Origin of the sequence: Flavihumibacter solisilvae, from assembly GCF_000814475.1 — a bacterium.
Lineage (GTDB): Bacteria > Bacteroidota > Bacteroidia > Chitinophagales > Chitinophagaceae > Flavihumibacter > Flavihumibacter solisilvae.
In genome coordinates, this window is record NZ_JSVC01000008.1 from 155433 (window position 1) to 167993 (window position 12561).

Below are 12561 nucleotides of genomic sequence, written 5' to 3' on the forward strand. Positions count from 1 at the left end.
ATGAAAAAAACGATTATTTATTTATCCATACTCGGAGTCATCGGCACAATGGCTTCCTGCAGCAAATTCCTGGAAAAGGAGCCTATATCAGATCCGATCAGCAATCCTACCGGGGACAGCGCACTTTATAAAACTGCTGATGATGCAGAAAATGGTCTGAAGGCCGTTTATTCAGGCTTCAAAACCGACCAGAGCGAGTTGTTCATGCTGGACATTTTTGTAAATGGCGATGCACGCTCTGACGACAGTTATGCCGGTGCAGATAACCCGGCCAATTTCCAGATCGATGAATTCAAAGTAGTGTCAACCAATGCGAACGTGAGTCGCGACTGGGCATATTACTATGCACTTATAGCTCGTGCAAACAATGTGATAAACAACGTTCCTCTTGTGACCGATCCCGCACTATCAGAATCGAGGAGAAAGGAGATGATAGGAGAAGCAGCATTCGTACGGGCTTACCTGTATTTTGACATGGTACGCATCTGGGGCGAAGTTCCACTGGTATTGAAACAGGTTCAAAGTATCAGTGCAGAGAATTTCGATGAAGTGTATCCGTTACTGTATCCTGTTCGTGATTCTGTTGAGAAAATATACCAGCAGATCATATCTGACCTGAATACTGCTATCGCCGATGGACCAGCTTCCGGCGCAAGCAAGTTCGTAGCAACAAAGGCGGCTGCGCACGCGGTGCTCGCCAAAGTTTACGCAACTATTGAACCGCACGATTGGAATAAAGTGAAAGAACATACAGATGCAGTTCTCGGTTCCGGGTTCGCACTTCTGCCAAACTACGACTGGTTGTGGGATGGTGCCCATGAAAACTCAGTAGAAGCCATCTTCGAAATTGACTGTATCGATTGGGGAACAGGCGGCAATTGGGGAGTGTTCATGTTCTACGGTGATGACTGGAAAAAGTTCAACACACCATCAAATGACCTGGTAAGAGCATTCGATGCGGAAGGGGATGTGATAAGAAAAAATTCATCTATTCAGTTTCTCGATGTCAGTGGCAAGTGGACCGACAGGTATTGGCCCGCAACAACCTATCCATTTATAAACAAGGGACGTGATTTCAGCGGTGGTCAGAACTACATTCTCATTCGCCTTGCAGATATTATTTTGCTCAAAGCGGAAGCACTTAATGAGCTTGGAGACCTCGAAGGTGCGCGGGCATTGGTTGACCAGGTGAGGGATCGCGTAAATCTTGAAGGAACTACTGCCGCTTCCCAGCAGGATATGCGCCTGGCTATTGAAAAGGAAAGACGGCTTGAACTTGCATTTGAAGGTCATCGCTGGTATGACCTGGTTCGCACAGACCGCGCTATTCCAGTAATGAATGCAGTAACCGATGGCAGCGGCGCTAACCTGAACTATGGGTTGAATGAGCAGAAACTGCTCTGGCCAATTCCGCAGTCAGAACGCGACAAGAACAACAAGCTCACTCAAAACCCGGGATACTAATGTTATCCTGATTTCCTAACATTCGTTGGTCTGTGACCCTGGTTGCGGGCCAACGAATTATTTTTTCCAGGCATGCAAAACATTTTCCGATTTTCACTCTTATTTATCTGGTGCACATTCATATTTGCGACCTGTTCCAAAACCTCATCAGGGGGAAACCCACCACCCACGCCACCTGTAGATGATAAGTCTGTGCCTGTTGAATACTGGATCACCAAACCAGATTCAACAGTTCTGCTGCAAAAGCAGGCAGCCAGTCTTTCATTCAATTCCCTGTCCAATGATTATACGGTAATTGATGTTGACAGCTCACAACAGCTACAGCCTATAGAAGGTTTCGGATTTACCTTAACAGGTGGAAGTGCTTATGTGATCAACAAAATGACTCCGGCAGCAAAGGCCGCGCTGCTGAAGGAAATATACACTACTGAAAACAACGGCATCGGAGTTAGTTATATCCGGGTCAGTATCGGCGCATCTGACCTCAACGCAGAAGCATTTACTTATGATGACCTCGCTGACGGTGAGACTGATCTGAATCTCAATAAATTCAGTCTTGAAAAAGATAAGACAGATTTTATACCTGTTCTGAAAGAAGTGCTTCAGCTTAATCCTGGTCTTCCGGTATTGGCTACCCCCTGGAGTGCGCCTGCCTGGATGAAAGATAATAACAGCCTTAAAGGTGGAAGTCTCAAGCCGGAATACTATAGTGTGTATGCACAGTATTTTGTCAGGTATATCCAAGCTATGAAGGCAGAAGGCATTACCATCTCTGCGATCACACCGCAAAACGAGCCCCTGCATCCGGGCAATAACCCAAGCATGTACATGACTGCGGAGCAGCAGACAGTTTTTATCCGCGATCACCTTGGACCTGCGTTCCGGAATGCCGGCATTACAACTAAGATCATTGTATACGATCATAACTGTGATCGTCCTGATTACCCACTGACTATTCTTAATGACGCTGCAGCCCGTGAGTTTGTGCATGGATCAGCGTTTCACTTGTATGCCGGTGATATTAAAGTGCTTTCTGATGTGCATGCTGCATATCCTGATAAAGCACTATATTTTACTGAGCAATACACCGGTTCCGAAGGTCAGTTCAGTGGTGACCTGCAATGGGCACTTAAGAACATAATCATCGGTTCAACCCGTAACTGGAGCAGGGTCGCACTGGAATGGAACCTGGCTAACGATCCGCAATTCGGTCCGCATACTCCCGGCGGGTGCACTACATGTAAAGGAGCAGTTACCATTGACGGCAATTCTTTTAAACGAAATGTAGCCTATTATATAGTTGCCCACGCGTCGAAATTCGTTCCTTCAGGTTCAAAACGAATTACCAGCAATGTCAGTGGCAGTATCCAGAACGTTGCGTTCCTTCGTCCCGATGGGAAAAAAGTATTGATCGTATTAAACGATTCTCAAAACACAGCCAACTTCAGGATAAGGTTCAAGGGTCAGTGGGCAACGACCTCACTGATTGGTGGTGCTGTTGCAACATATATTTGGTAAGCTCAAAAGCAAAATAAAACCGGAACGAAATGAAAAAGATACTTTCTGCAGGTATGATTGCTTTCGCAACACTGGCCGGATGCCAATCCCCTTCAGGTAGAGATAGTGGTGCCGGAGAAGTTGCTTCTACAAAGTCTCCGGACACAAAGCAGTCATTCGATGTAACAGGGAAGGGCGCCCTGATTTACACAACTGCCGATAGTACCAATTACAGGTTGTCGCGTACAGATAGCCTCACGTTCACCGATTTCGGTCAACCGCTCGAAACGCAGCCTTGTATTTTTATTGACCCCTCACATCGCTTCCAGGAACTGTTGGGAGTAGGCGGCGCTCTAACAGACGCGTCAGCTGAAACATTTGCTAAATTACCTGTTCCAAAACAACAGGAGTTTCTGCAGGCGTATTTCAACACGGACAAGGGGATCGGGTATTCGCTTGCCCGGACGAATATTCACAGCTGTGATTTTTCCAGTGGAAGTTACACTTATGTCAGGGAGAATGACAATGAGTTAACGAGCTTCAATGTCGACCACGATAAACAATATCGGATCCCGTTTATTAAAAAGGCAATTGAGGCAGCTGGTGGTAAGCTAACCCTGTTCGCAAGTCCATGGAGTCCCCCGGCATTTATGAAGGACAATAATGACATGTTGCATGGTGGAAAATTGAAACCGGAATCCTTCCAGTCCTGGGCGAATTATTACACCAGGTTTATCAAGGCCTACGAAAAGGAAGGAATTCCCGTATGGGGAGTGTCAGTGCAGAATGAACCGATGGCAAAACAGATCTGGGAGTCATGTATTTATACGGCGGAAGAAGAACGTGATTTTGTTAAGAACTTTCTCGGACCAACAATGGCGAAAGAAGGCCTGGGTGAAAAGAAGATCATTGCCTGGGACCATAACCGTGACCTGGTTTTTCAACGGGCAAATACATTGTTGAGTGACCCGGATGCGGCTAAGTATATCTGGGGTATCGGACACCATTGGTATGAAACATGGACCGGTGGTATGCCGCAGATCGACAACCTGAAACGGGTAAAGGAAGCTTTTCCAAACATAAACCTGATGTTTACTGAAGGTTGCAATGGCCCGTTTCAAATGGAACGTGTCAGGGAATGGCATTGGGGAGAGATCTATGGCCGGAATATGATCAACGATTTCAACGCAGGTACAGTGGGTTGGGCAGACTGGAACATATTGCTTGATGAGACCGGTGGACCGAATCATGTGAAGAATTTCTGTTATTCCCCGATTCACGCTGATACCCGCTCAGGCGAGTTGATTTATACCAGTGCATATTTTTACATTGGTCATATTTCAAAATTTGTACGTCCGGGTGCCCGTCGCATCAGTGCAGCTTCCAGTCGTAGCGAACTGCTTACCACCGCATTCATTAATCCGGATGGTAAACTTGCAATAGTAGTCATGAATGAATCCGGCAAGCGTATTCCCTACCGGTTATGGATAAACGGGAAGGCGACAGGGGAAGTTATAAGCCTTCCGCATTCTATTGTTACTGCAATTATCTGAGTCTGACGAACTGGAATTATTTCGAATCGAAATCGACTACCACGGTTGTACTTCGGGGATGACTTTGGCAGGTCAGGATGAATCCCGCCTCAATCTCTTCCGGCTCGAGTGCATAATTGAGATCCATTTCCACTTCGCCGTTCACCAGTTTGGCGCGGCAGGTGGCGCATACCCCGCCTTTGCAGGCATAGGGGAGATCGGCTCCCTGCTGCAGAGCTCCATCAAGAATACTTTTTCCTTCGAAGGGAAGGTCAAAGTCGAAGGAAGACCCATCCAGCCGCACAGTTACCTTCGAAATTTCACCTTTATCTGAGGTTGATTTTTCTTTTTTTGCAGCCGCTGCCAGGTTTTGCCCGGGAGTATTGAATAGCTCAAAATGAATTTTTCCCGGATCAACACCTTTGGATACCAGGTAGTCACGTGTCAAAAAAATCATGGATTCCGGTCCGCATAAAAAAAAGTGATCAACTTTCTGCCAGTCAATGATATGCCTTCCAAGCTGTTCGCATTTTTCAACATCAATCCGGCCATGATTGAGGTCGGCATCCATTTTTTCCCGGCTTAGCACATGGATTACTCTGAACCGGTCTATGTATTTGTTTTTGAGCGCTTCAAGGCTATCCCTGAAAATAATGGAAGCCCGGTTGCGATTGCCGTACACCAACGTGAAGCTGCTTTCCGGTTCAGTTGCGAGAGTGGTTTTAATTATACTTAGTATCGGAGTTATACCACTTCCGGCAGCAAAAGCAACATATTCTTTTTTGTTTCCCGGGTGAAGCTCCGTATAAAATTTCCCGGTAGGAGGCAGTACTTCAAGTGTATCTCCTTTTTTTAGCTGCGAATTTGCAAAAGCCGAAAAACGTCCATCGGCAACGGATTTGACTGCAACCCTGAGTTCATTGTCCAACGGTGAGCTGCAGATAGAATACGAGCGGCGCAGGTCCTCACCATTTATTGACATTCGCAGCGTTATGTTTTGCCCATGCTGGAATGCAAAGACGTCCTTTAAGGATTCAGGAACTTCAAATGCGACTGATACGCAATCATTGGTTTCGTTTCGGATATCGCAAATAGTAAGTGGATGAAAATGGATGGACATAATGAACGTTCTAACTTTTGGATGTTCAGGCCTTCAGGCCTTCGGTCATGATCAGTACCATGTTGTCTTCAAGTTGCTTCGCGCTGATCTTTTCTCTGCTGCGGTGCCAGCTTTCAATGCCATTAACGGCATGGAGCATTATCAGAACAACAGTCGGGGCATCTACCGGTTTAATTTCATTATTGGCAATGCCGGCTTCAATTATCCCCGCCAGTCTCTTCCTGTATGCCCTGCGCTGATTATGAAAGTTGGAAAGGTATGGATCACTGAGGTGGCGCCAGTCGCGATCCGCAACAATGACCATTTCGTAATGTTGAAACATTTGCCTGATGTGAAAACGCAGCATTGCTTCAACCTTTTTAATTGACGGAAGATCGCTGTTCTCAATTTCATCGAACTTCTGGTTGAATTCATTCGCAACCTTGAAGCAGATCTCCTGTAGCAATTCCTCCTTAGACTGGATATGGTTATAAAGGCTGGCAGCTTCCACGCCCACAGCCTCCGCAAGGTCACGCATGGATGCAGCTTTGAACCCTTTTTCCCTGAATAGCCGGGTTGCGGCTTCAACGATCACTTCTTTTTTCGTGCCGTTGTTTTTGCTCTTGATCTTGGCCATAACTTCCAAATATACAAACGAACGGCTGTTAGTAGAGCGTAAACCCGCTCTACCGCCCGATTATTGGAAAAAAACGGCTACTTTCGCGGCCGGAAAACCGGAAATTGTACGGAATCCGGGAAATTATTCTTATCACCTTCAAAATTCATTGCTCCCCATGTCTTTAATCGCAGTTGGTACCATGGCATTTGATGCTATTGAAACACCCTTTGGAAAAAGCGGCCAGATCGTAGGCGGATCGGCCACCTACTTAGCCTGGAGTGCCTCGAATTTTGTAAAACCCGTTAACCAGCTGTCTGTAATAGGCTACGATTTCCCGAAGGAAGAACTTGACGCGCTGGAAGCCAGGGGGGTAAAACTGGATGGTGTGCAGATCAAACAGGACGAAAAGTCATTTTTCTGGGCTGGACGATATCACCTTGATATGAATACCAGGGATACGCTTGACACCCAACTGAATGTACTCGCCGGTTTTGAGCCGGTTGTACCCGAAAGCTACCAGGGTGCTGAATTCCTGATGCTGGGAAACCTGATGCCGAAGCTGCAACTCAGCGTTATCCGCCAGCTCAAAACCCGCCCCAGGCTCATTGTCCTCGATACTATGAATTTCTGGATGGATACGGCTATGGAAGACCTGGAGGCTGTATTGAAAGAAATTGATGTTCTGATGATCAATGATTCGGAAGCCCGTCAGCTCAGCGGCCAGTTTTCCCTTGTTAAAGCAGCCAAAATCATCCGCAAAATGGGGCCAAAATATCTGGTTATCAAAAAAGGGGAGCATGGCGCACTGCTCTTCCATGAAAACGAAGTGTTCTTTGCTCCGGCGCTTCCACTTGAAGAAGTGTTTGATCCTACCGGGGCTGGTGACACATTTGCCGGTGGATTTATCGGGCATCTTGCTGCCACAAAGGACATCTCTTTTGCAAACATGAAAACAGCCATCATCAAAGGGTCTGCACTTGCATCTTTCTGCGTGGAAAAATTTGGTGCAACCCGCATGAAGGAGATCACAAAGAAAGACATCGATGCCCGGGTGCAGCAGTTCGTTGACCTGGTGAATTTCGAGATTGTAATCAGTGAATAAGCTCTATGGAAAGCCCAGCGTTACCGCATGTCGGTAACGCCGGGTTTTTCCATTCAACCGGAAAATATCCGTTACTACAATATATATTCCGGCAGGCAGCCGGTTTCCTTTTTTATTTTCACCTCTCCAGCTGAACCGTCCACTCGTACCACACAGGGCATTATCTGCAAGTATCTTTTCAAGTTGCCCGTTCCAGTTATAAATACGGATGTTACATATAGTGCCAGGCTCGCTGAACTGATAACGTACTTCGCAGATTTCATCCAGACCGTCTCCGTCCGGCGTGAAAAATTCCGGTACTATTTTTACATCCTCCTTTCCTGATGCGGAAAGAACCTGCGAATTAATATAACCCGGCGTTCCATAACCAGCATGCATGGCTGCAGAGTGCCAGTTATTTCTGTCACCGGAAGCTGTATTCACATCCAATCGTTCGAGCGAAACGCCTTCACGCACGCGTATCAGTGGGGCATGCCAGTTTTCTGAATAATTGACCTCGTCAAGAATCTTACCATCCGAAGTCGCCAGTAATACAGAGCCATTTTTATCCGGATAGGGTGGTAACGATTCCAGACTTATGATTGCCCCCGGGTAACGGGAATGATAATGCTTTTGTAACCAAACTGCATCAGGTGTAAAAACTGCGTATTCGCCTGGGAAAAGGTTCCGGTTATTACATTTTACAGGTCGGGGCGAAGTAATATCCCCACGATTATTTCGGGTAGCCAAAACCAGGGTCTGCAGATTTACAATATTGCTTCCCAAATTGTAAACTTCAATGAAATCGGATCCGCCCGCAGGAGGATTGGTCATGAGTTCATTCAATACGATTCCATTCGCGACACTATCAGGAAGTGCCACCTTCACGGCCTCGCTGTTGGCATCAGCAGGTACTCCCATACAACTGCGGAGCTTAACGGGACCGATCTCATAAATGCGGTTGCGCTCGATTGGCCGGTCGAGCAGCAATTTTACTTCGCTGAAAAAAATCCCACTCGCTTCGGAAGACAGGACAGTGAGTCCTGGAAGAACAGAAAATGATGATGCCACCAACGCTTCTGCGAAATTGACAGTTTCGTTAAATACCAGGATTACACTCAGGCTATCGGGGCACCAGGCATGGCGGAGTTGGAATGGAGGGGCCGTACCTGGCTGGGGTTCATGACTATTTTTTCGCCCGGGTGTACCACCGCTTTCTGCATTACTTGGAAGCCAATTGTCAATCCTGCTGCATGCGCGGCTGAGATCAATCATTTCCAGGCTCCACCCTCCATTGCGTTTTACCCCTTCATACAGTTGCTCATTATAACCGACAGTGTGGACCGGTTTATTGTTCTGATCTGATAGGATCACGGTGTCACCTGCGTTAGTAAGGGCCGGAAAAGGGGAAATGGCAATTGTACGGCCCAGCCTTGAAAAGCCAGCCTTGCCATTAATTGAACAAATGATCACTATATCCCCGGGTAAGAGCACCGAACTGTCTGGTAATTTGCCTGTCGTTCGCCCATTCGAAACAGTCCAGCCTGAAATATCCAGCTCTACACCGCTGACATTTGTTAGCTCAATAAATTCTTCTTCCGGTAATCCAACAGAAGGCGAGGGGTCTGGGAAGACCTCACTGATCACCACCTGAAATGCCTGACCAGCAAGGCTTTCCGCCAACATTACCAGAACCGCACAAAACCATGTTCTCATCATAAACCAAAACTAACAGGCTCCGGCACTATTTGCAATAGCAAAGAATTATTTGGGTGAAAACACCCTGCACCTTATTTTCGCAAACTATGACAATGATGAAACATACAACGAAGATTAAGAAACAGCTCCCCAACCAGGAAGGTGTATAATTGTAGTGTATGTTCTCAAAATAGACTCAAGCCTTCCCAAACGGGGAGGCTTTTTTTTTAAACCAAAAGCATACAAACGAAAATGAAAGTCGCAGTTGTCGGTGCCACCGGTCTCGTCGGCACCAAAATGTTACAGGTTCTGGCAGAACGTAATTTCCCCGTTACCGAACTTCTTCCGGTAGCTTCTGAAAGGTCCGTTGGAAAAGAAGTGGAATTCAAGGGAAAGAAATACAAGGTGGTTAGCATGACAGACGCGATTGCTGCCAAACCCGCTGTTGCGATTTTTTCAGCCGGTGGTGGTACGTCACTTGAGTGGGCTCCGAAATTTGCAGAAGCAGGTATAACTGTTATCGACAATTCTTCCGCCTGGAGGATGGATCCTACAAAAGCACTTGTGGTTCCAGAGATTAATGCTGATATTCTTACAAAGGACCACAAGATCATTGCAAATCCTAATTGTTCAACCATCCAGATGGTTGTTGCGTTGAACCCACTTCACAAAAAATATAACATCAAGAGGCTGGTGGTTTCTACCTACCAGAGTGTTACAGGAACCGGCGTAAAAGCTGTTACTCAGCTGATGAACGAGCGCAATGGTGTGGAAGGTGAGATGGCGTATAAATATCCAATTGATCTTAACGTAATTCCTCAGATTGACGTTTTCCTGGACAACGGCTACACAAAGGAGGAAATGAAGATGGTCAATGAGACCAAAAAGATCATGCGTGACGACAGCATCCGTGTAACTTCTACAACTGTGCGCATACCTGTAATGGGTGGACATAGTGAGAGCGTAAATGTGGAATTTGAGAGTGACTTTAACCTGGAGGAAGTAAGATCACTCCTGTCAACATCACCTGGGGTGGTAGTGGTGGATGATCCTGCCAACGCACAATACCCGATGCCCAAAGACGCACATGAGCGTGATGATGTATTTGTTGGCCGCCTGCGTCGCGATGAATCACAGCCGAATACTCTAAACATGTGGATCGTCAGTGATAACCTTAGAAAAGGTGCCGCAACAAATGCTGTTCAGATAGCTGAATACCTGGTTGAAAAAAATCTTCTTGCGGTTTAATATTGAAATCACCGGTAGTCGAAGAGACTACCGGTGATTTTTTATTTTATCAGTTCGCTTCCTTGATATAGCCCCAGCCTTCCTTTTGTTTCGCCACAATTTCGATGATTGCATCGGGAACAACTTTCACCCCGGCTACAAGGTGGCTTTGGTCAACATTGTATCGTTTCATGGTTTGAGCACATACGACAATGTCAACATTCTTCTGATTGGCAAGTTTCCGGATGTCATCGCCTACGACAGTCTTATCCTTCAGCACCATATTGATTGCTCCGCCATAGATGACCACTTCCAACCTGGAATCCGGGTATGCTTTGCTGGTGCCGGCTACATGGCGCACGAGCGTATGATGATCAGCGGTGTCCTTGCTGGTGATGTCAAGAAGAATCCTATGTGCCGAAGCCTGAGGATAACAGTAGGCTGCCGCCAGTAAAAGCAGCGCTGTCAGGAGCTTGTACTTTTTCATGACGTAACATTTGTGTACTATAATTTATGCCTTTTTTTTCGTATCTTCTCTGCATCCCCATAGATGCAAGTTCTTTTCCATTCTTCATTTAAAGCCTATGTTATGTCAGTGAATAAGCATTCCCATCAAACCGGTCGTCGTAGTTTTTTGGAATCACTGGCCACCGGAGCGGCAGCCCTCAGCATCGCCACTTTATCTGCTCCATTAAGTCTGCAGGCTGCAGCAGATCACCTGGCATCCGATACCTTTTCAGATCCTGATGAATGGTTTAACAAAATCAGAGGAAAACATCGTGTAGTTTTTGATGTACCCGAACCTAATGGCGTTTTTCCATTTGCATGGCCACGCATTTTCCTGGTTACCAATTCAAAAACAGGTACACCGGAGAAAGATTGCAGTGTAGTTGTGGTGCTACGCCACAATGCTATGGGATATGCATTGAATGAAAACGTCTGGAGCAAATACAAACTCGGAGAGGCACTTGAAATTCCAGAGCCTGGCGGCAAAAATCCTGCAGCCAAAAACCCTTTCTGGCAACCTGCACAAGGAACTTTTAATGTGCCGGGACTTGGACCCGTTGCAATCGGAATTAATGAACTCCAGAGTAGTGGAGTGATGTTCTGCGTTTGTGATATGGCTCTTACCGTATATAGTGCTGCAGTTGCAGGTAAAACCAACCAGGATCCGGCCACAGTCAGAAAAGATTGGGTGGAAGGTGTATTGCCCGGTATCCAGGTCGTGCCGTCCGGCGTCTGGGCACTCGGACGTGCTGCTGAAAAGGGTTGTGCATATATTTATGCCAGCTGATTATTTTCTTGCTTTTGCCTGCTGATTTTTCCGGTACTCTGCGATGGGTTTAAATGGCCCATATTTATGCTGCGTTTCAGTAAACGGATCAGTATACGGACCGAAGGGGTAGTCAATTGCCTTGCGGGCAAGGTCCGGCCAATCCTCAGGAAAGTCTTTTTCAGGCCTGGGTTGTGTGTTGACATAAGCCGCCACATCCCAGGCTTCTTCATCAGTCAAAATCGGTTTCGCATGCGAGGCTCCGACAGGCATACTGCTTTTCACATAGCCGGCGAAGCGTGTCAGGCGGTAAAGTCCCGCCCCGGTATTATAGCTGCGTTCCCCCCACAATGGCGGATACACAAATCCGGACGAATCTTCATTGAACTTACCTTCCCCGTTGGTACCATGGCAACTCATGCACTTTGAAGAATAAACAAGATGTCCTTTACCAGCATCTGCTGCACGATCGATATATGGCAGCTCGGCAATATTCGCCCCATCAGGTTTTTTACCTTTCGGAACATCTCGGCCTACCCACTTGAGATAAGCAACCATTGCCTGCATTTCTTTTCCTGTACTGTCAATAGTAGAGCCATTCAGGCTTCTTTTAAGGCAGTCATTGATCCGGAATTCTATTGATTCAATTATGCCGCTTCTGGGCCGGTACATCGGGTACATCGACGATACACCGGAAAAACAATTCGCAAATGGCACTGTGCCGGCATCGATATGGCAGTTCTGGCAATTCATGCCATTGCTGATTGATGCAACGGAACCTTTCGGTCCGAGGTATCGCGAAGTGTTGGCAATCAGTTCCCGTCCATACCTGATCAAGTCGCCGTTTTCGTGTGCCCGGAGCCTGGTAATGTCAGGAGCCTGCCAGATGCCGGAGGCTGGAAGGGTTGCAGAAACGTCGGCAATGCGCGAACGGTTGCGGGATAGAATCCAGAACAACGATACGGCAAAGATTAATGTTGCAACTGCAGAAAGGAAATACCTGTATCGTGGTACCCATTTCATGGCGTAAGTATGCCACTACTTAGTGCTTACTGTAAAGTTAGCTACTTC

Annotated in this window: 11 protein-coding genes; 6 read left to right on the plus strand and 5 right to left on the minus strand. The window is 46.8% G+C overall.

Features of this window, described 5'->3' with window-relative positions:
- The 3 genes from OI18_RS07820 (at position 1) to OI18_RS07830 (ending at position 4514) form a co-directional block, all read left to right on the plus strand.
- Entirely contained in the window at positions 1-1464 is a 1464-nt protein-coding gene (locus OI18_RS07820) for a RagB/SusD family nutrient uptake outer membrane protein (RefSeq protein WP_039138801.1), read from the plus strand.
- A 72-nt stretch (positions 1465-1536) separates the two neighbouring features.
- Positions 1537-2982 (plus strand): glycoside hydrolase family 30 protein, encoded by a 1446-nt coding sequence (locus tag OI18_RS07825; RefSeq protein ID WP_039138682.1) that lies wholly within the window; start codon positions 1537-1539, stop codon positions 2980-2982.
- Between the two features lie 29 nt (positions 2983-3011).
- Positions 3012-4514 carry a glycoside hydrolase family 30 protein gene (locus tag OI18_RS07830; protein WP_039138686.1) on the plus strand — a complete coding sequence of 501 codons (1503 nt, stop codon included), beginning with the start codon at positions 3012-3014 and terminating at the stop codon, positions 4512-4514.
- Positions 4515-4530: 16 nt separating this feature from the next.
- On the opposite strand, the gene paaE is transcribed toward OI18_RS07830, so the two are convergent.
- A complete protein-coding gene (paaE, locus tag OI18_RS07835; RefSeq protein ID WP_039138689.1) occupies positions 4531-5613 on the minus strand; it encodes a 1,2-phenylacetyl-CoA epoxidase subunit PaaE in 1083 nt (360 codons plus the stop codon).
- Between the two features lie 25 nt (positions 5614-5638).
- Positions 5639-6229: a TetR/AcrR family transcriptional regulator gene (locus OI18_RS07840; RefSeq protein WP_039138691.1), complete on the minus strand. Its 591-nt coding sequence runs from the start codon at positions 6227-6229 to the stop codon at positions 5639-5641.
- A 157-nt stretch (positions 6230-6386) separates the two neighbouring features.
- Here OI18_RS07840 and OI18_RS07845 point away from each other — a divergent pair, with 157 nt between their 5' ends.
- Complete coding sequence (locus OI18_RS07845) at positions 6387-7313, plus strand: PfkB family carbohydrate kinase (RefSeq protein WP_039138802.1); 927 nt, start codon at positions 6387-6389, stop codon at positions 7311-7313.
- Between the two features lie 3 nt (positions 7314-7316).
- Here the strand turns inward: OI18_RS07845 and OI18_RS07850 are convergent, their stop codons facing one another.
- Complete coding sequence (locus OI18_RS07850) at positions 7317-9011, minus strand: lamin tail domain-containing protein (protein WP_082037887.1); 1695 nt, start codon at positions 9009-9011, stop codon at positions 7317-7319.
- A 231-nt stretch (positions 9012-9242) separates the two neighbouring features.
- On the opposite strand from OI18_RS07850, the gene OI18_RS07855 reads away from it, so the two are divergent.
- The gene (locus OI18_RS07855) at positions 9243-10238 is read left to right on the plus strand and encodes an aspartate-semialdehyde dehydrogenase (protein ID WP_039138696.1); all 996 of its coding nucleotides are present in this window, start codon (positions 9243-9245) and stop codon (positions 10236-10238) included.
- A 49-nt stretch (positions 10239-10287) separates the two neighbouring features.
- Here OI18_RS07855 and OI18_RS07860 read toward each other — a convergent pair whose 3' ends face one another.
- Complete coding sequence (locus OI18_RS07860; protein ID WP_039138698.1) at positions 10288-10704, minus strand: DsrE family protein; 417 nt, start codon at positions 10702-10704, stop codon at positions 10288-10290.
- Positions 10705-10806: 102 nt separating this feature from the next.
- On the opposite strand from OI18_RS07860, the gene OI18_RS07865 reads away from it, so the two are divergent.
- Complete coding sequence (locus OI18_RS07865) at positions 10807-11511, plus strand: hypothetical protein (protein ID WP_039138804.1); 705 nt, start codon at positions 10807-10809, stop codon at positions 11509-11511.
- On the opposite strand, the gene OI18_RS07870 is transcribed toward OI18_RS07865, so the two are convergent.
- Positions 11512-12513, minus strand: coding sequence for a c-type cytochrome (locus OI18_RS07870; protein WP_082037888.1), 1002 nt, complete (start codon positions 12511-12513; stop codon positions 11512-11514).
- Between the last annotated feature and the right edge of the window lie 48 nt (positions 12514-12561).